The sequence below is a fragment of the Mycobacterium sp. NGS34 genome (assembly GCF_059812845.1).
This window is the reverse complement of sequence record NZ_JCALDM010000005.1, coordinates 31,463-47,260: the sequence shown is the minus strand read 5'-3', so window position 1 is coordinate 47,260 and position 15,798 is coordinate 31,463. Positions and strand designations below refer to the sequence as shown.

At 68.6% G+C, this 15,798-nt stretch carries 22 protein-coding genes; 11 read left to right on the top strand and 11 right to left on the bottom strand.

The features are described 5' to 3' along the window. The first annotated feature begins 200 nt into the window (after nt 1-200). Nucleotides 201-428 carry a hypothetical protein gene (locus tag AC5Y7V_RS14255; RefSeq protein WP_499880703.1) on the top strand — a complete coding sequence of 76 codons (228 nt, stop codon included), beginning with the start codon at nt 201-203 and terminating at the stop codon, nt 426-428. A gap of 189 nt (nt 429-617) precedes the next feature. Continuing rightward, on the top strand, nt 618-809 hold the full coding sequence (locus AC5Y7V_RS14250; protein ID WP_499880702.1) for a hypothetical protein: 192 nt from the start codon (nt 618-620) through the stop codon (nt 807-809). Between the two features lie 52 nt (nt 810-861). On the opposite strand, the gene AC5Y7V_RS14245 is transcribed toward AC5Y7V_RS14250, so the two are convergent. Beyond that, nucleotides 862-1,362, bottom strand: a complete 501-nt coding sequence (locus tag AC5Y7V_RS14245) for a nitroreductase family deazaflavin-dependent oxidoreductase (RefSeq protein ID WP_499880701.1) — start codon at nt 1,360-1,362, stop codon at nt 862-864. A gap of 119 nt (nt 1,363-1,481) precedes the next feature. Here AC5Y7V_RS14245 and AC5Y7V_RS14240 point away from each other — a divergent pair, with 119 nt between their 5' ends. Then, a complete protein-coding gene (locus tag AC5Y7V_RS14240; RefSeq protein WP_499880700.1) occupies nt 1,482-1,859 on the top strand; it encodes a DoxX family protein in 378 nt (125 codons plus the stop codon). On the opposite strand, the gene AC5Y7V_RS14235 is transcribed toward AC5Y7V_RS14240, so the two are convergent. Then, nucleotides 1,852-2,403: a carboxymuconolactone decarboxylase family protein gene (locus tag AC5Y7V_RS14235; protein ID WP_499880699.1), complete on the bottom strand. Its 552-nt coding sequence runs from the start codon at nt 2,401-2,403 to the stop codon at nt 1,852-1,854. The two genes, AC5Y7V_RS14240 and AC5Y7V_RS14235, sit on opposite strands and share 8 nt — an antisense overlap. Before the next feature lie 81 nt (nt 2,404-2,484). Here AC5Y7V_RS14235 and AC5Y7V_RS14230 point away from each other — a divergent pair, with 81 nt between their 5' ends. Next, nucleotides 2,485-3,267, top strand: a complete 783-nt coding sequence (locus AC5Y7V_RS14230; RefSeq protein WP_499880698.1) for an SDR family NAD(P)-dependent oxidoreductase — start codon at nt 2,485-2,487, stop codon at nt 3,265-3,267. Here the strand turns inward: AC5Y7V_RS14230 and AC5Y7V_RS14225 are convergent. After that, nucleotides 3,264-4,076, bottom strand: a complete 813-nt coding sequence (locus AC5Y7V_RS14225; protein ID WP_499880697.1) for an SDR family NAD(P)-dependent oxidoreductase — start codon at nt 4,074-4,076, stop codon at nt 3,264-3,266. The genes AC5Y7V_RS14230 and AC5Y7V_RS14225 overlap by 4 nt on opposite strands. A gap of 83 nt (nt 4,077-4,159) precedes the next feature. Here AC5Y7V_RS14225 and AC5Y7V_RS14220 point away from each other — a divergent pair, with 83 nt between their 5' ends. After that, nucleotides 4,160-5,149 carry an NAD-dependent epimerase/dehydratase family protein gene (locus AC5Y7V_RS14220; protein WP_499880696.1) on the top strand — a complete coding sequence of 330 codons (990 nt, stop codon included), beginning with the start codon at nt 4,160-4,162 and terminating at the stop codon, nt 5,147-5,149. An 11-nt stretch (nt 5,150-5,160) separates the two neighbouring features. Further along, entirely contained in the window at nt 5,161-5,709 is a 549-nt protein-coding gene (locus tag AC5Y7V_RS14215; RefSeq protein ID WP_499880695.1) for a TetR/AcrR family transcriptional regulator, read from the top strand. Here the strand turns inward: AC5Y7V_RS14215 and AC5Y7V_RS14210 are convergent. Together AC5Y7V_RS14210 and AC5Y7V_RS14205 are read right to left on the bottom strand one after the other, a co-directional pair. After that, nucleotides 5,697-6,227, bottom strand: coding sequence for a pyridoxamine 5'-phosphate oxidase family protein (locus AC5Y7V_RS14210; protein WP_499880694.1), 531 nt, complete (start codon nt 6,225-6,227; stop codon nt 5,697-5,699). The genes AC5Y7V_RS14215 and AC5Y7V_RS14210 overlap by 13 nt on opposite strands. A gap of 30 nt (nt 6,228-6,257) precedes the next feature. Then, entirely contained in the window at nt 6,258-6,833 is a 576-nt protein-coding gene (locus tag AC5Y7V_RS14205; RefSeq protein ID WP_499880693.1) for an NUDIX domain-containing protein, read from the bottom strand. Between AC5Y7V_RS14205 and AC5Y7V_RS14200 the strand changes: the two genes are divergently transcribed. Continuing rightward, complete coding sequence (locus tag AC5Y7V_RS14200; protein ID WP_499880692.1) at nt 6,832-7,203, top strand: nuclear transport factor 2 family protein; 372 nt, start codon at nt 6,832-6,834, stop codon at nt 7,201-7,203. The two genes, AC5Y7V_RS14205 and AC5Y7V_RS14200, sit on opposite strands and share 2 nt — an antisense overlap. On the opposite strand, the gene AC5Y7V_RS14195 is transcribed toward AC5Y7V_RS14200, so the two are convergent. Next, a complete protein-coding gene (locus AC5Y7V_RS14195) occupies nt 7,177-7,662 on the bottom strand; it encodes an SRPBCC family protein (RefSeq protein ID WP_499880691.1) in 486 nt (161 codons plus the stop codon). The genes AC5Y7V_RS14200 and AC5Y7V_RS14195 overlap by 27 nt on opposite strands. Before the next feature lie 92 nt (nt 7,663-7,754). On the opposite strand from AC5Y7V_RS14195, the gene AC5Y7V_RS14190 reads away from it, so the two are divergent. Further along, nucleotides 7,755-9,470: an NAD-binding protein gene (locus tag AC5Y7V_RS14190; protein ID WP_499881018.1), complete on the top strand. Its 1,716-nt coding sequence runs from the start codon at nt 7,755-7,757 to the stop codon at nt 9,468-9,470. Here the strand turns inward: AC5Y7V_RS14190 and AC5Y7V_RS14185 are convergent. Then, entirely contained in the window at nt 9,467-10,345 is an 879-nt protein-coding gene (locus tag AC5Y7V_RS14185; protein WP_499881017.1) for an LLM class flavin-dependent oxidoreductase, read from the bottom strand. The genes AC5Y7V_RS14190 and AC5Y7V_RS14185 overlap by 4 nt on opposite strands. A 39-nt stretch (nt 10,346-10,384) precedes the next feature. On the opposite strand from AC5Y7V_RS14185, the gene AC5Y7V_RS14180 reads away from it, so the two are divergent. Together AC5Y7V_RS14180 and AC5Y7V_RS14175 are read left to right on the top strand one after the other, a co-directional pair. Next, nucleotides 10,385-10,798 (top strand): VOC family protein, encoded by a 414-nt coding sequence (locus AC5Y7V_RS14180; protein WP_499880690.1) that lies wholly within the window; start codon nt 10,385-10,387, stop codon nt 10,796-10,798. Nucleotides 10,799-10,895: 97 nt separating this feature from the next. Continuing rightward, a complete protein-coding gene (locus AC5Y7V_RS14175) occupies nt 10,896-11,285 on the top strand; it encodes a VOC family protein (protein WP_499880689.1) in 390 nt (129 codons plus the stop codon). On the opposite strand, the gene AC5Y7V_RS14170 is transcribed toward AC5Y7V_RS14175, so the two are convergent. The 3 genes from AC5Y7V_RS14170 to cysD are packed head-to-tail and all read right to left on the bottom strand — an operon-like array spanning nt 11,282 to nt 14,615. Next, the gene (locus tag AC5Y7V_RS14170) at nt 11,282-11,764 is read right to left on the bottom strand and encodes an Rrf2 family transcriptional regulator (protein ID WP_499880688.1); all 483 of its coding nucleotides are present in this window, start codon (nt 11,762-11,764) and stop codon (nt 11,282-11,284) included. The genes AC5Y7V_RS14175 and AC5Y7V_RS14170 overlap by 4 nt on opposite strands. A gap of 32 nt (nt 11,765-11,796) precedes the next feature. After that, nucleotides 11,797-13,638, bottom strand: a complete 1,842-nt coding sequence (gene cysC, locus AC5Y7V_RS14165) for an adenylyl-sulfate kinase (protein WP_499880687.1) — start codon at nt 13,636-13,638, stop codon at nt 11,797-11,799. Continuing rightward, on the bottom strand, nt 13,638-14,615 hold the full coding sequence (cysD, locus tag AC5Y7V_RS14160; RefSeq protein ID WP_499880686.1) for a sulfate adenylyltransferase subunit CysD: 978 nt from the start codon (nt 14,613-14,615) through the stop codon (nt 13,638-13,640). The genes cysC and cysD overlap by 1 nt, the downstream gene beginning before the upstream one ends. Before the next feature lie 86 nt (nt 14,616-14,701). On the opposite strand from cysD, the gene AC5Y7V_RS14155 reads away from it, so the two are divergent. Continuing rightward, nucleotides 14,702-15,121, top strand: coding sequence for a PaaI family thioesterase (locus AC5Y7V_RS14155; protein ID WP_499880685.1), 420 nt, complete (start codon nt 14,702-14,704; stop codon nt 15,119-15,121). An 86-nt stretch (nt 15,122-15,207) separates the two neighbouring features. Here AC5Y7V_RS14155 and AC5Y7V_RS14150 read toward each other — a convergent pair whose 3' ends face one another. Continuing rightward, nucleotides 15,208-15,699, bottom strand: a complete 492-nt coding sequence (locus AC5Y7V_RS14150; protein ID WP_499880684.1) for a beta-class carbonic anhydrase — start codon at nt 15,697-15,699, stop codon at nt 15,208-15,210. Between the last annotated feature and the right edge of the window lie 99 nt (nt 15,700-15,798).

Sequence of the window (15,798 nt, the reverse complement as noted above, 5' to 3'; positions counted from 1 at the left end):
CCGCTTTCGAGCGGCCCCCGGTGGACTTGAGAACAACGAATGCGCCTCTTTTGAATACGGAGACAAGAACCCGGGCGATCCTTCACCGGAATGCGCGAGATTGGAGCAATAAACCTCACTGCCACCACGCACCGGCTACTCTGTGTGCCTGGCGATGAGGAGGCTAGGTTGATCGGGCGCGAAGCTCAGGTGCCGACCTGATGTTGTCGCTTTTCATCGCCGTAGTCGGCCTTGTCTTCCTCGCCTTCGGGCCGACCCGCCACACCGGCATGGTCTTCGTGCTCACCCTGCTCGCCACCTTCGGGATCACCGCGTTCGACATGAGCACCCACCAGCCCACCAGCACCGACATCACCGGTTTCGCGCTGGCACTCATGCTCGGCGGCCCCGCCCTGCTCGTCCGAAGCGAGCGAGGAATGAAGGGCTGACGAAGTAGCCCCGGCGTTTGTGGGCTCAAGCGGTCATTTGTCGGTGGTGTCGCCTCGCGAGTCAGTGCGTCGCTGGGCACGCCGAGTGGACTTCATCGCGGCCAGACTGCAGGAGTTAATCGGTGTGGGGTAATTGACAGGCACGTTACTGGCGAGAGCCCGGGAACACCGGGGAAAGGATCGCACTGGATGCTCGTCGTGATCGAGGAACCCAAATTTGCGGCGTACCAAGGCCACATTGGCGAGACACCGCTGATCGAACACGGCTCTTTGACCCTGTCGTTCGACACCAGGGAGGGTGAGCACGGCACGTTGCAGCTCAGCGCAGCCGAGTGCCGCGTGATACTTCCACACATACAGCGCCTGATCACCTCGACCTGACTTGGAAGGGCAAGCCCCTTGCCCGGCTTGACCATCAGGCCACATCGACCGCTCAGTCCCGCGTGAGAACGAACGCCTCGATGTGGCGGTCGCCGGCCCGCACTTCGTACTTGCGCCAGCCGGGATACATCTTGAGCCCTTTCGCCCAGATCTCGTCGCGCTCGGCCGGCGTGGCGAGCCGGGCGGTGGCCTGCCAGGTGTCGCGCCCGATCGACACCGTGGCCGACGGGTTGGCCTTGAGGTTGTAGTACCAGGCCGGGTGCTTTTCGCCGCCCCAGTTGGACGCGATGAGGCCCACGCCATCGGGGTGCGGGATTCCGTACAACGCGACGGTGCGGGGTTGACCCGACTTGGCGCCGGTGGTGGTGAGAATGACGGCGGGAACCCCGGTCACGATTTCGGCGAAGCTACTTCGGCCGCCGGTGATCTTGGTGACGAGTCGGTCCAGGTGGTGTGCGGCCGGGCGCATGAACGCCGCCCCCACCTTCGTGGCGGCGAAGGTGCGCATCACTCGATGGAACGGGTTGGTGGCGTCGAAGGACCGGTCGGACATGGTGTCATTCTTGCCGCAATTGCATCGCCGGCTCTAGTGGGTGCCAATGATTAGCACCCTTGCCGCGGGCGGCCTGCCGTTGGATGATCGCGAGATCGCCCTTCTCTGAGGAGGTCTGGATGAACATGGCGCTGTGGATCGTCGCGATCGTTCTGGCGGTCACATTCGTCGGCAGCGGGCTGTTGAAACTCGTTCGCACCAAGGACCAGTTGGTGGGCTCGGGCTTCGGTTGGGCGGAGGATTACAGCCCGACGACGATCCGGCTCATCGGGGTCGCCGAGATCCTCGGCGCGATCGGGCTGATCGTGCCGGCCGTGGTGCACGTCGCGCCAATCCTGGTGCCGCTGGCCGCAGTTGGGCTCGCGGCGGTGATGGTCGGCGCTTCTGTGGTGCACGCCCGGCGCAAGGAGACACCGTTCGTCGCGATGAACGCGGTGCTGCTGGCGCTCGCCGTCTTCGTCGCGTGGGGCCGCTTCGGGCCCTACCCGCTCACGTAGTCACGCCGGGCTTGGTGGCGTCGACCTGATCCTGGTTGTACTCGATGGCGGGCGGCGAGTCGCCGTAGACGTCGAGGGTGTGGATGAAGCGGTGCACCCCCATCACCCCGGCGCAGGTGAACCCCAGCTCGATGATCTGCGCGGCGGTGAAGTGCTCCCCCAGCCGCTTGTAGAACTCGTCGTCCATGGCGTGATGGTCGGCCGACAGCAAATCGAGGAACTCGACGGCCATCTGTTCCTGCGGGGTGAGGTCGCCGTGGCCCGGGGCGAGCAGGCAGGCGACGTCCTCGTCGGTGATCGAGTCGTGCTTGCGCGACTGGCTGCACGGCTCGCATTCGCCGAGCTGGGCGCTGCGGATGCGCAGCAACTCGAGGATCCGGCCGCCGAGCAGGCTGCCGGCGCCCAGCTGGTGTCTGGCCATGTTGATCTGTTCGAGCTGTGCGCTGCGATACGCGAATATCTGCAGCGGCACCGGGGTGGCGTAGAGCCCGGCGGCGACGCCGGCCTCCACGATCTCGCGGGAGCGCGAGCTCAGCTCTTCCATTGGGATTGGCGCAATACGCGGCATGAATCAGGCTAACTTTCTTGTGCGAGGCCGAAAAGCCCCGATGGTTGGGAGAACTCGATGTCCAGACTTGCCGACAAGGTCGCGATAGTCACCGGGGGCGCCGGGGGAATCGGCGCGGCGACGGCGCGGGAATTGGCCCGCGAGGGCGCCGCCGTCGCCGTCGTCGACGTCGACGAGGCGAAGGCCGCCGGGGTCGCCGACGAGATCCGGCGCACGGGGGGCCGGGCGATCGCGCTCGGCGGCGATCTCGCGCGGGAGGCCACGGCGCGAGCCGTGGTGGAAGCGACGGCCGGAGAGTTCGGGCGCGTCGACGTCCTGCACAACAACGCGGCGCTGACCGCCAGCGACTTCCTGTCGCGGGACACCACGGTCGCCGAAATGCCGCTGGACGTGTGGCAGCGATCCCTGGAGGTCAACCTCGGCAGTCAGCTGCTGATGTGTAAGTACGCGGTCCCCGAAATGCGAAGGGGCGGGGGCGGTTCCATCGTCAACATGTCGTCGGGGGCCGCGCTCAAAGGCGACCGCACCCGCCTGGCCTACGGCGTCTCGAAGGCCGGGGTGCACACGCTGACGATGTACGTCGCGACCAGCGAGGGCAAGGCGGGCGTGCGGGCCAACACGATCGTCCCCGGTTTGATCCTCACCGACGCCGTGCGCGCGCACCTGTCCGAGGAGATCATCGGCCGCCTGGGTCGGGCCACGTTGACGCCGTATCTCGGGGAACCGCAGGACGTCGCCGACCTCGTCGCCTTCCTGGCCTCGGACGCGTCGCGCTACATCACCGGGCAGATGATCGCGATCGACGGCGGGATGTCGGCTCATGTCGGCCTCGACACCTAGTTGCTCGTCGGACCGAGCGCGTACGCGCCGGTCTCCGGATGGTGATACCAGCCGCTGGCGGCGTGGGTGCCGCCGTCGACGTGGATTGTCTGACCAGTGATGTAGCTGGACATCTCGGACGCGAGAAATACTGCCGCGCCGGCCATTTCGTCGACGTGACCGGCCCGGCCCATCGGCACCGTGAGGCCGAATCGCTGCTCGGAGCCGGGCGGCGCGATCGCCCTGATGCCTTCGGTCAGGGTGATGTCGGGCGCCAGCGCGTTCACCCGGATGCCGTGCGGGGCTAGCTCGAGCGCGGCGGTCTTGGTGTAGTTGATGACGCCGGCCTTGGCCGCCGCGTAGGTCGCGTAGCCGGGTGCGGCGCGCACGCCCTCGATCGAGGTGACGCTGATGATGCTGCCGGGCATCTTCTGCTCGACGAGGACGCGCGCCACCCGCTGCGTGCACAGGTACACATGGCGCAGGTTCGACTTGTACAGCGCGTCCCAACCGTTCTCGCTGGTGTCAAGGATGCCCGACCAGAAAACCCCGCCGGCGTTGTTGACCAGAATCGACACCGTCCCCAGCTCGGCGGAGGTCTGCGCCAGCGCGGCGTCCACCTCGGCGCTGTCGCGCACGTCGACGGTGAGGCCCAGCGCGCCGATCTCCTCGGCGGCCGAGGCGCACGTGTCGGGGTGGCGTTCCCAGATCGCGACGCGCGCACCGAAGGCCTTCAGTCCCGCCGCGATGCCGCGGCCGATGCCCGCGCCGCCGCCGGTGACGACCGCGACGCGGTCGGTCAGAAGAACGCTGGAGGGATCGAGTGCCATGACGATGACTATAGAATATCCGCACGTCAAGGTTTACGGTCTGTACTGAATATGTTCGATGTGTAATGCACGGGAGGGTCGCCATGGCCAGCACGATCTTCGTCACCGGCGCGACCGGGCAGACCGGCGGCAACGTCGCCCAGCAGCTGATCGAGCGCGGCGACCACGTTCGCGCGCTGGTGCGCGATCCCGACGACGCCGCGGCGCTGACCGCGATCGGCGTCGAGCTGGTCAAGGGCGACATCACCGACGCCGACGACGTGCTGGCCGCGGCGAAGGGCGCCGAGGCGGCCATTCACTGCGCCGCGCTGCTGGGCGGCGCGAGCCAGGACCTCGACGACTTCAAGGCCGTCAACACGGTCGGCACCACGAACGTCCTGGACGCGGCCAAGGCCCACGGCATGCGCCGGGTGGTCGCGCTGAGCACCGCCACCTTCCTCGACCTGAGCACCGGTGTCGATTTCGAAGAGGCGCCCGTGCTGCGCAATCCGCCGGGCGACCCCTACACCGTCACCAAGCTCGCCGCGTTTCTCGAAGCGCACCGGCGCGCGGGCGCGGGCGACGACGTGCTGACGTGCCACCCGGGCGCGATCTTCGGTCCCGGCCTGGTCGTCGCGCGCGCGCTGCACCGCACCAGCTTCAACCGGGTGCTGCTGGCCGGCATGCGCGGAAAGATCAAGCGCTATCTGGCTTTTCCCGTGACCTGGGTGGCGGGGGCGGACGTCGCGAAGGGGTCGATCGCCGCGCTGGACAAGGGCGTGGCCGGCGAGCGCTACCTGCTGGTCGGCCGCCCCGAGGACACCTTCAGCACCGCCGGCGGCATCAACCGCGCCTGCGAGATCGCCGGAATCGACCACCGCGTCGAGGATCTCGACTACCGCAGCGACCCCGAGGCGCTGACCGCCGAATTCGGGCCCACCCTGATGGCGATCGCGAAGGCCGCGGCCAAGAGCGAGCGCAAGCCCAGGGCGACCGACAACCTGACCACCCGGCGGCTCGGCTATGCGCCGATGTCCTTCGATGACGGCCTACGGCTGCTGATCTCATGGCTGCGCGAGCTCGGCAAGCTGTAGGGGCCGCCGCGGTGGATCTGTCCGACCGGATCCTCGACGCGGCCCAGCGGCTGGTGTTCCGGACGGGCGCCCGGAAGCTGTCCCTCTCGGATGTGGCGACCCTGGCCGGGGTTTCGCGACCGACCATCTACCGCTATTTCGCGTCCAAGGAAGAGCTCATCGACGCGCTGGGAAAGCGGGAACGCCGCCGCTTCGCCGCCGCGATGGACGACGCGATGTCCGGGGTCGCCGGCGTCGCCCGGCTGGAGGCGGCCGTCGACGTCGTCGCGACCTTCGTCGAGGCGCAACCGCCCGGGCGGCTGCTCGACCTGGAGCCTTCGTTTGCCCACGACCAGATGGCCCAGGCGCTGCCGATGCTCGCCGAGGGGCTGGTGGCGGTCTTGCAGCGCTGCGCCCGCGAGGGCGCCTTCGCCACGGCGGTGGACCCCCGCGCGCTTGCCGGCGCTATCGCGCGGACGGCGTTGAGCCACTACATATTTCCCGACGCCGACCCTGCCGCAGCGCGGCGCGAGATCCGCGCCGCTGCCGGCCTTTCCGGTGGGAGATATCAGCCCAGCTGAAACTTAGTGGCGCCGAACGGTTCCGACGTGCCGAGCGCGACCACCGTCGCCGCCTTCACGCGGTAGACGTGCCACGGCGGCGGACCGGCCGACTGGGCGCTGAACTGGGCAGTGAGCGCGTCGCCGGCCACCTGGCAAGGCCATCCGCCGTCGACGAAAGCTGCTGCGACGGAAGCCAGTTCGCCCTCGGCGGTGACCCGCTCGGCGACGCCCTCGACGACGAGGTCGAACGGCTCGGTAGCGACGCTGAGTACGCATCGACCATCGCGAGCGAGGTTGCGGGACTTCCGCGTCGCGAGCCCCGAGGTGAAATACCAGCTGCCGGCGCGACGAACTACCCCGACGGCCGTGACGTGCGGGCTGCCGTCGGGATTGATGGTGCTCAGCCAGACGGTGTGGCGCTGCGGGCCGCCGGTGCCCGGCGCCTGCGGCAGCTCACCGTCCAGCGTGGCCCGGACGCGGTCCCATTCGATCGGCGGTGCGCCGTACCCGTCGAGATTTCGGTCTGTGATCGTCATATAGGTACTGACCGACGCGCGACCCGGAAGTCATCGCTCGCGCAAAAGGAACAGGCCGTAAGCGGCGATCGACTGCGCGTCGACGATCACCCCGGTGCGCATCATCTCCTCGACGTCCGCGCGTGAGAACCATTCGCTGTGCATGTCCTGTTCCTCGTGCTCGCGGTCCGCTTCGCCCTCGACGATGCCGGTGGCCAGGAACGCCCACCCGCGCTGACTCGTCATGCCGGCGGCGACATCGAGCAGGCCCAGCGCCTCGATGGACGTCGCGCGCAGCCCGGTCTCCTCGCGCAGCTCGCGCTCGGCCAGCTCTTGCGGGTCGACCTCCGCGTGATCGGGGGCGCTGCCCTGCGGGAACTCCCAGCGCCGCGCGCCGAGGGGATAGCGGTACTGCTCGACCAGCCGGAAGCGGTTGCCGTCGTAGGGCATCACGAGCGCGTAGGTCGGTTTGTCGATCACGGAGTAGATGCCGGCGCTGCCGTCGGGGCGGCGGATCTGGTCCTCCCGCACCACCAGCCATCGGTTCCGATAGATCTCGCGGGACGCGACGCATTCGATGAAGGGCACGTCGCCCAGTATCACCGGTGCGGTAGCGTCCGGAGCCATGCCATCCCCCGAAGCCATCACCGAGACCGTCAAGAGCTACCTCGCGCTCGTCGCCGCCGCCAAGACCGACGACATCGTGGCGCTTTACGCCGAGGACGCGACCCTCGAGGACCCGATCGGCGCGGACATCCGCCGCGGCCACGACGCGATCCGCGAGTTCTATGCCGGATTCCAGGACGCCAAGAAGGACACGGAACTCCTCGAGATCCGGGTCGGTGGCAGCGAAGCCGCGTTCTTGTGGAACCTCACGCTCGACGGTGGCGACACCCGAAGCCGGCTCTCCCCCATCTCGACGATGTCGTTCGACGAGGACGCGAGGATCACGTCGATGCGGGCGTTCTGGTCACCCTCGGACTTCAAAGTCCTGTAGCGCCTCCGCGGCGCGCTTGATGCGCCGCAGCGTCTCCTCGATGCCGCGGTTGACCTGACGTCCGCGCGGGACCAGGGCCTCGGCAAGCCTGTTGGCGACCGAGCACCACAGGAATTCGAACGACTCGGTGAGCAGTGTGCCGGACGCCGACGGCTGCAACGTGTAGCGCCAACGGGTTTCCTCGCGACCCGCGGCGTCGTTGAGGGTGGCGAAGCCGAATTCGCGGCCCCGCTCGGCGCTCTCGATCACTGCCGTCCGGGCCCAGCGCAGGCGTCCGAGCCGGTTGTGCCCGCGGAACCGGACGCCCGGGGCGGCCGCGGTCGCGCCGTCCAGCCACTCGCAGCGGTAGCACTCCGGGCTCCACTCGCCCATTCGCGCCACGTCGGCAATCAGGTCGTAGACGACCTCGGGCGGTGCGGCGATGTCGATGCTGCTGTGGCCGCGCCTCGCCGTGGGCATCGCCCGAGTATGGCAGTGGGCTCGTGCGATGCCGCCGCGACCGCGATAATGCAGCGATGACCCCTGACGATAGGGAGATCCGTCGCTCCGGCATGCGTAGCCACATCATCGTCAGCGGCGAGGACGCGCTGGCGACGACGATCGTCGAGGAGCTCAACAACGCCGGCGTGCACATCGTCAAGCTCACCAGCCCGACCGAGCTCGCCACCGCCGGGATCGCCCGCGCCCGCGCCGTGATCTGCGCCGGGGACGACGACGCGATAAACCTCGAAATCGCCCTGCTGGCAAGGAAAGCCAATCCCGACGTGCGGGTGGTGGCGCGGCTGGCCAACGATGTGCTGCGGACGGCGATGGCCGCCGACAAGCGCCCCGGCGCGATTCTGGACGTCGCGGACCTCGCGGCGCCGTCGGTCGTCGAGGCCTGCCTGGCGCACACCGTGCACCCGTTCGAGGCGGCGGGCATCAAGTTCGTCGTCTCGGGCTCCGAGGCGCCGCGCGACGCGACACTGCGCGAGATCTACGGCGACCTGGCGCCCGTCGCGGTCATCCACGGCGAGCACTGCGCCATCCCGGGCGCGGTGGAGCCGTGTCCGGGCCGGGATCTGCAGGTGCACGCCGGCGACTGGACCGCGATGATCGGCACCGCCGACGAGCTGGCCGCCCGCGGCATCAAGGTCCCGAAACCCACCGCGAGGCGGTCACGCCAAGCGTGGCTGCGCCGACTGGTCGACGCCGCGCGCGGCCTGCGTGACGACGTCAACCCGATGCTGCCGCGCGCCCTGTTCGCCGTGGCGCTGCTGCTGATCGGGTCGACGGTCGTGCTGCGCTTCAGCTACCAGCCGCACGCGAAGATGACGTGGCTCGACGCGTTGTACTTCAGCACCGAGACGATCGCGACCGTCGGTTACGGCGACTTCAGCTTCCTCCAGCAGCCCACCTGGCTGCGACTGTTCAGCATCATGCTGATGCTCGCCGGCGTGACGACCACGGCGCTGCTCGTCGCGTTCATGGCGGACCTGCTGTTATCGCGGCGTTTCGCCCATTCGGCCGGACGCCGCCGGGCCCGCCATCTGCACAATCACGTCATCGTCGTCGGGCTGGGCTCGTTCGGCAGCCGCGTCGTCGCCGACCTGGCCGGCGCCGGGTACGAGGTGGCGGTCATCGAGCGCGACGACAACAACCGGTTCCTGTCGGCGGCGGAGGACCTGGACGTGCCGGTGATCTTCGGGGACGCGACGCTGCGCCAGACCCTGGCGGCGGCCCGCGTCGACCGGGCCCGCGCGGTGGCGTTGTTGACGCAGGACGACATGACCAACATCGAGACCGGGATCGTGCTGCGCGAGATGCTGGGACCCCGGGTCATGCCGGAGGTGGTCCGGACCGACGTCCCGATCGTGCTGCGCATCTACGACCGCGCGCTGGGCGCCGCGGTGGCGCAGCGGTTCGGCTTCGAGAACGTTCGCTCGACCGTCGATCTGGCCGCGCCGTGGTTCATCGGCGCCGCGATGGGCCTGCAGGTGCTGGGGACGTTCTGGGTGGGGCAGCGCTCCTTCATGGTCGGCGCCATGCACGTGGCGGCCGGCAGCGAACTCGACGGGCTGAAGATGTTCGAGCTGTCCACCCAGACCCGGGTCATCGCGATCACCCGCCAGGACACGCCCGTCGAACTGCACCCGCGCCGCGACGCCTGGCTGCGCGGCGGCGACACCGTCTACCTCGTCGGCCCGTATCGCGAGCTGCTGGCGACGCTGCGCAAGGGCCAGCCGCCGCAGGAGCCGGCCGCGGACGACGAACGGGCGTCGGCCTAAAGCTTCGCGGCGACGTCGGCCGCGCGGCGCAGCTGGTCGAGGTCGGAACTCGTCGGGATGAGCTGCACCTCGTCGGCGCCGATTCCCTCGAACTTGCGCAGCACCGCCAGCAGCTCGTCCTCGCTGCCGGCCCAGCCGGTCATGGGCGCCATCGCGTCGACGTATTCGGCCGGAATCCAGTTCATGTAGTGCAGCAGGTGGCGATGGACCTGGGCGCGGGCCTGCCCGGGTGGGCCGAACGCGAACCAGAACGACGTCACCAGGTGCGGTTTGGGCCGGCCGGCGCTGCTCCACGCCTCCCGCGCCACGTCGAACAGCTCGTTCTGCTTGGCGACGTCGAGGTCCAGCGTGGTGCCGGCCAGCCCGTCGGCCCAGGCCGCGGCGCTGCGGACGGTCTTCGGCCCGATGCTGCCGACGAACAGCGGCGGACCGCCGGGCTGCACCGGGGCCGGCCCGACCGGCAGCACCGACTCGGTGATCTTCTCGCCGGCCCACACCCGCTTCATCACCGCCACCCGGTCGGCCATGCCGCGCATAGTCTGCGACGCCGGGTCGGCGCCCACGGCGTGATAGTCCTCGTGCCGGCCGCCCACGCCGATGCCCACCGTCAGCCGGCCGCCGCTCAGCACGTCGCCGGTGGCCAGGCCCTTCGCCAACATGACGGGATCGTGCAGCTGCGGCACGATCACCGTGGTCATCAGCCGCACCCGGGTGGTCCACGCGGCCAGCGCGCCGAGCAGCGTCAGGTTGTCCGGGTTTTCGAACGCGATGCGCTCGCCCCAGCACAGCGACGAGAACGGGCCCTCGTCGATGGCGCGGGCCCAGTTTTCGAGCACCGCCGCGTCAAGGTCGGGTTCCATCACCGGCATGGTCATCGCTATCTGCACAGACGCGATTCTGGCAGCATGAGACAGATGGGTTTCACCAGTACCTCCATCGCGCATGTCCGGCTGACCGTGACCGACATCGAGCGGTCGCGGCGGTTCTACGAGAGCGTGTTCGGCTGGCCCGTCTTGCTCGAGGTTCCCGAGAACGCCGACGAGGCCACCCGCAACCAGTTCGCCTTCCTGTTCGGCGGCGTCATCTACGACCTGGGCGGCACGCTGCTCGGCCTGCGGCCGGTCGCCACGGACCGCTTCAACGAGGATCGCTGCGGCCTCGACCACATCGCGTTCCGGCTCGGCAGCAGGGCCGAATTAGACGCCGCGGCAACGCATCTCGACGAGGTCGGCGTGCCGCACGAGCCCGTCAAAGACATTGGCCCGTCGTACATTCTGGAGTTCCGCGACCCGGACAACATCGCGCTGGAACTGACGGCGCCCAAGTAGGGGCGGCGCGGCGCCGCGCGAAGGTGCGCAAAATGTCAGCCCGCACGGCGTGTCGCCGTACAGACACGCGCGCTCGCGAGAAGCGGATGATTGAGATATGCCCATCAGTTTCAACCACACCATCGTCGCGGCCCGCGACAAGCGGGCGTCCGCGGAATTCCTCGCCGAACTGTTCGGCCTGCCCAGCCCCAAGCCGTTCGGCCCCTTCATGATCGTCGAGCTCGAGCACGGCGCCAGCCTCGATTACGCCGACGCCCCCCAGGGGGAGGAAGTGCGGCGCCAGCACTACGCGTTTCTCGTCTCCGAGGACGACTTCGACGCGATCTACGGCAAGATCTCCTCGCGCGGCCTGGAACATTGGGCCGACCCGCGCCAGCAGCGGCCGGGCGAGATCAACCAGCGGGACGGCGGGCGCGGCGTCTACTTCCTCGATCCCTCCGGTCACGCGATGGAGATCCTGACCCGCCCCTACGGCTCGGGCGGCTAATCGCCGCGCGGCGAACCGTGCCGCGTGTGTTCCTGGTCCCGGTAGTCGTCGGCCATTTGTGCGACGTGCTTGGGCAGGGTGCCGGCGGCGACGTCGGCGACGCTCGTTTCTTCCAGCACCGAGCGCATGCTGGCCCGCAGCGCCCGCCACACGTCGGCCAGCGGCGCGGTCGGCCCGGAATAGGGCAGATCGCCGAGCCCGATGTCGCGGACGCTGGCCAGCGGCCCGTCGATGCAGCGCAGCACGTCGGCGATGCTGATCTCGTTTCCGGGCCGGGCCAATTCGTAGCCGCCCTCGCGGCCGCGGTGGCTGCGCACCAAACGATCGGTGCGCAGGTTGGTGAGGATGTCGACGAGAAACTGCGGCGGTATGCCCTGGGCTTGGGCCAATTCGTCGGTCGTCACCAGCGTGCCGCCGTCGACCGTGGCGAGCTGGACCATCGCGCGCACCGCGTACTCCGCCTTGGCCGACATCCGCATGGTGAGGATTGTGCCACTGGCCGGTGGGCTGGTTACGGGCGCAACTCCAGCAGGTCGATGACCCTCTGCGCGTGCTCCTCGACGTCGCGGTCCGGCGTCAGCCGCAGGTCGGGATTCTCCGGTTGCTGATACGGGCTGTCGATGCCGGTGAAGTTCTCGATCTCACCGGCGCGCACTTTCGCGTACAGCCCCTTGGGATCACGCTTCTCGCACTCGTCGAGCGGGGTATCGCAGAACACCTCGAAGAACTCCAGGCCGGCGTCGGCGTGGACCCTGCGGGCCAGTTCGCGGTGCTCGGCCAGCGGGCTGATCGCCGGCACCAGCACGACCTGGCCGCTGTCGGCCAGCAGCGCGGCCACGTGCGCCAGCCGGCGCAGGTTCTCGGCGCGGTCGGCCATCGAGAAGCCCAGGTCCGCGTTCAGGCCGTGGCGCAGGTTGTCGCCGTCCAAAACGTAAGCGGGAATACCGCTTTCGAGCAGCGTCCGCTCGACCTCCATCGCCACCGAGGACTTCCCGGAGCCCGACAGGCCGGTGAACCACACCGTCTTGCCGCGGGTCCGGGCGCCCTCGCCGACGAGCGACTTGTGCCGCACGGTGTTGGGGCTGGAAGTCTGCACCGACACGTCGCGCAACACCATGCCCGCCGCCACCGTGCCGTTGGTGTTCGGGTCGATGAGGATGAACGAGCCGGTGCTGGAGTTGCGGGTGTACTCGTCGAGCAGCAGCGGAACCTGGGTGCGCAGCGAGATGCGGCCAAGTTCGTTGAGCTGCAACGCCGCTGCGCCCTTGTCGCGGTGCAGGGTGTTGACGTCGAGCCGGTACTCCAGCGCGGTCACCCGCGCGCGGGTGGTCCGGGTGGTGTGCTTGATGAGGTAGTCGCGGCCCGGCTCCAGCGCCGCGTTGTCGGCCATCCAGCACACGGTCGCGTCGAAATCCTGCGTGACCCTGGGCTGGTTGTGGGTGCGCGCGATCATATCGCCGCGCGAGATGTCGATGTCGTCGGCCAGGCTCACCGAGACGGCCATCGGCGGAAACGCTTCCTCCACAGGGCCTCCTGCGCCCTCGATCGCGGTGATCCGGGTGGTCTTGCCGATCGGCAGCACCACCACCTCGTCGCCGGGGCGCATCACCCCACTGGCCACCGTGCCGGCGTAGCTGCGGTGGTCGCGATGCTCGTGGGTCTGCGGGCGGATGACGTACTGCACCGGGAAACGCACGTCGACCAGGTTGCGGTCACCGGCGATGTAGACCTCTTCGAGGTGCGACAGCAGCGCCGGGCCCTCGTACCACGGCGAGTTGTCCCCCTTGGTCACCACGTTGTCGCCGTTGAGCGCGGAGATCGGGATGGTGGCCACGTCCTGCACGTCGAGCCGGGCCGCGAAGGCGTGGAACTCGTCGCGGATCCACTCGAATCTCTCTCTGTCCCAGTCGATCAGGTCCATCTTGTTGACCGCCAGCACGATGTGCTGGATGCCGAGCAACGACGCCAGGAAGGCGTGCCGGCGGGACTGCTCCAGCAGGCCGTGGCGGGCGTCGACGAGCACGATCACCAGCTGAGCGGTCGACGCGCCGGTCACCATGTTGCGGGTGTACTGGATGTGCCCCGGGGTGTCCGCGATGATGAATTTCCGCTTGGGAGTGGCGAAGTAGCGGTACGCGACGTCGATGGTGATGCCCTGCTCCCGCTCGGCCCGCAGGCCGTCGGTGACCAGCGCCAGGTCGGTGTAGTCGTGGCCGCGCTCCTCCGACGCCCGCTCCACCGACGCCCATTGGTCTTCCATCACGGCCTTGGAGTCATACAGCAGGCGCCCGATCAGGGTGGACTTGCCGTCGTCGACGGAGCCGGCGGTTGCGAGCCTCAATAACGTTGTCATCAGAAGTAACCCTGCCGTTTGCGGTCTTCCATTCCAGCTTCCGAGATGCGGTCGTCGGCGCGGGTCGCGCCGCGCTCGGTCAACCGTGCCACCGCCGTCTCGGCGATGACCTCGCTCACGGTGGCGGCCTCCGACTCCACACACCCGGTGCACGTGACGTCGCCCACCGTGCGGAACCGCACCGTGGCCTCGAACACCGGCTCGTCGGGACGCGGCTGCATGTGCCGGTCCACCGCCAGCAGCATGCCGTCGCGCTGAAACACCTTGCGCCGGTGCGCGAAATAGATCGACGGCAGCTTGATCTTCTCGGCGCCGATGTAGGACCAGATGTCGAACTCGGTCCAGTTGGACAGCGGGAAGACGCGGATGTGCTCGCCCTTGTGGTGCCGGCCGTTGTAGAGGTTCCACAGCTCGGGCCGCTGGGCCTTGGGGTCCCACTGCCCGAACTCGTCGCGGAAGCTGAACACCCGCTCCTTGGCGCGCGCCTTCTCCTCGTCGCGGCGCGCGCCGCCGAACGCGGCGTCGAACTTGTTCTCCCGGATGGCGCGCAGCAGCGTCACGGTCTGGATCGGGTTGCGCGACGGGATCGTCTCGACGACCCGGCCGGCGTCGATGTCCTCCTGCACCGACGCCACCACCAGCCGCACCCCCGACTCGGCCACCAACTCGTCGCGGGCGGCGATCACCTCGTCGAAGTTGTGTCCGGTGTCGACGTGCATGACCGGGAACGGCAGCCGCCCGGGCTTAAACGCCTTGAGCGCCAGGTGCAGCATGACGATCGAGTCCTTGCCGCCCGAGAACAACAGCACCGGGCGCTCGAACTCGGCGGCCACCTCCCGGATGATGTGGATCGCCTCGGCCTCGAGCGAGCGCAGATGACTCAACTCGTACTGGCCGGCGGCGGGGGCCGCGTTGACAGCGCTGGTCATAGTTGCATTCCCTGTAAACTTGATCGAATTGACCATCTTTATGGTCATTGTCCTATATAGAACCAGCCGGTCCCGCGGGTGTCAATGACCTGTCGGGTATTTGCGGGCGCTCGCCGGTGCGAAAGCATGGACGCATGGCAACTGAAACGCAGAGCGGCCGCGATGTCATCTCGCAATTCCTCCCCCAATCGCCTTTCGTCGCGAAGCTGGGGATCGTCGCCGATCAGCTCGGCGACGACGGGGTGCGGCTGCGGCTGCCGTGGGATCCCTCCAACGTCACGGTCGGCGACATGGTGCACGGCGGCGCCATCGCCACCCTCGCCGACCTGACCGTCATGGCGGCGGCGTGGTGCGGCGCGGACGCTCCCCCGTCGCTGCGGGGCGTCACGGTGTCGATGGCGCTGGATTTCATGGCGCCGGCCCGGGCGTGCGATCTGATCGGGGTGGGCCGGGTGCTGCGGCGCGGCCGGTCGCTGGTCAACTGCGAGGCCGAGATCGTCGACCCGGCCGGCACGCTGGTCGCCAAGGCGCTGGCCACGTACAAGGTGGGCTAGTTATTGCGGCGAGCAGACGCAGAATCGCATCAGATCGCGGCTTTCCGTGCGATTCTGCGTCTGCTCGCGCGGGGAAGGCGAGGGCGCTAGAGGGTGACTTCCTGGAGCTTGCCGGTGGCGACGTCGAAGACGAAGCCGCGCAGCGAGACCTGCTTGGTCACGAACGGGCTGTTCTCGATGCGGCGCAGCGACTGCCGGACGTCCTCGGCGGCGTCGGGGAACGCCTCGGCCGCCCACGGCGGCTTGACCCCGGTCTCGTCCTGGATGCCGCGCTTGAAGTCGTCGTCGGTGAAGGTGAGCATGCCGCAGTCGCTGTGGTGGATCAGGATGATCTCCCGCGTCCCCAGCAGCCGCTGGCTGATGGCCAGCGAGCGGATGACGTCGTCGGTGACGACGCCGCCCGCGTTGCGGATGACGTGGGCCTCGCCCTCGTTGAGGCCGAGCAGGCGATAGACGTCGAGCCGCGCGTCCATGCACGCCACGACCGCGACGTGTTTGCTCGGCGGCATCGGCAGCGGGCCCTTGAAGCTGCTCGCGTACTGCGCGTTGTTGGCCAGGTAGTCGTCGGTAACCGTCACGCAAGCCTCCTCTGGGTGTGGCGGCCTGAAGGTAGCAGCGGGCCACCCGTAATTCACGCATGAAAATCAGCCGGATCACAAGGCTCCGCTCGGCTGGTT

Bases quoted from the DNA above. Each gene is read 5' to 3' on its own strand.
- AC5Y7V_RS14240 (WP_499880700.1), top strand. From the start codon at position 1,482: ATGAACATGGCGCTGTGGATCGTCGCGATCGTTCTGGCGGTCACATTC.
- AC5Y7V_RS14220 (WP_499880696.1), top strand. From the start codon at position 4,160: ATGGCCAGCACGATCTTCGTCACCGGCGCGACCGGGCAGACCGGCGGC.
- AC5Y7V_RS14250 (WP_499880702.1), top strand. From the start codon at position 618: ATGCTCGTCGTGATCGAGGAACCCAAATTTGCGGCGTACCAAGGCCAC.
- AC5Y7V_RS14185 (WP_499881017.1), bottom strand. From the start codon at position 10,345: ATGACCATGCCGGTGATGGAACCCGACCTTGACGCGGCGGTGCTCGAA.
- AC5Y7V_RS14155 (WP_499880685.1), top strand. From the start codon at position 14,702: ATGGCAACTGAAACGCAGAGCGGCCGCGATGTCATCTCGCAATTCCTC.
- AC5Y7V_RS14200 (WP_499880692.1), top strand. From the start codon at position 6,832: ATGCCATCCCCCGAAGCCATCACCGAGACCGTCAAGAGCTACCTCGCG.
- AC5Y7V_RS14255 (WP_499880703.1), top strand. From the start codon at position 201: ATGTTGTCGCTTTTCATCGCCGTAGTCGGCCTTGTCTTCCTCGCCTTC.
- AC5Y7V_RS14175 (WP_499880689.1), top strand. From the start codon at position 10,896: ATGCCCATCAGTTTCAACCACACCATCGTCGCGGCCCGCGACAAGCGG.
- cysD (WP_499880686.1), bottom strand. From the start codon at position 14,615: ATGACCATAAAGATGGTCAATTCGATCAAGTTTACAGGGAATGCAACT.
- AC5Y7V_RS14190 (WP_499881018.1), top strand. From the start codon at position 7,755: ATGCGTAGCCACATCATCGTCAGCGGCGAGGACGCGCTGGCGACGACG.
- AC5Y7V_RS14205 (WP_499880693.1), bottom strand. From the start codon at position 6,833: ATGGCTCCGGACGCTACCGCACCGGTGATACTGGGCGACGTGCCCTTC.
- AC5Y7V_RS14210 (WP_499880694.1), bottom strand. From the start codon at position 6,227: ATGACGATCACAGACCGAAATCTCGACGGGTACGGCGCACCGCCGATC.
- AC5Y7V_RS14245 (WP_499880701.1), bottom strand. From the start codon at position 1,362: ATGTCCGACCGGTCCTTCGACGCCACCAACCCGTTCCATCGAGTGATG.
- cysC (WP_499880687.1), bottom strand. From the start codon at position 13,638: ATGACAACGTTATTGAGGCTCGCAACCGCCGGCTCCGTCGACGACGGC.
- AC5Y7V_RS14195 (WP_499880691.1), bottom strand. From the start codon at position 7,662: ATGCCCACGGCGAGGCGCGGCCACAGCAGCATCGACATCGCCGCACCG.
- AC5Y7V_RS14235 (WP_499880699.1), bottom strand. From the start codon at position 2,403: ATGGAAGAGCTGAGCTCGCGCTCCCGCGAGATCGTGGAGGCCGGCGTC.
- AC5Y7V_RS14230 (WP_499880698.1), top strand. From the start codon at position 2,485: ATGTCCAGACTTGCCGACAAGGTCGCGATAGTCACCGGGGGCGCCGGG.
- AC5Y7V_RS14225 (WP_499880697.1), bottom strand. From the start codon at position 4,076: ATGGCACTCGATCCCTCCAGCGTTCTTCTGACCGACCGCGTCGCGGTC.
- AC5Y7V_RS14170 (WP_499880688.1), bottom strand. From the start codon at position 11,764: ATGCGGATGTCGGCCAAGGCGGAGTACGCGGTGCGCGCGATGGTCCAG.
- AC5Y7V_RS14180 (WP_499880690.1), top strand. From the start codon at position 10,385: ATGGGTTTCACCAGTACCTCCATCGCGCATGTCCGGCTGACCGTGACC.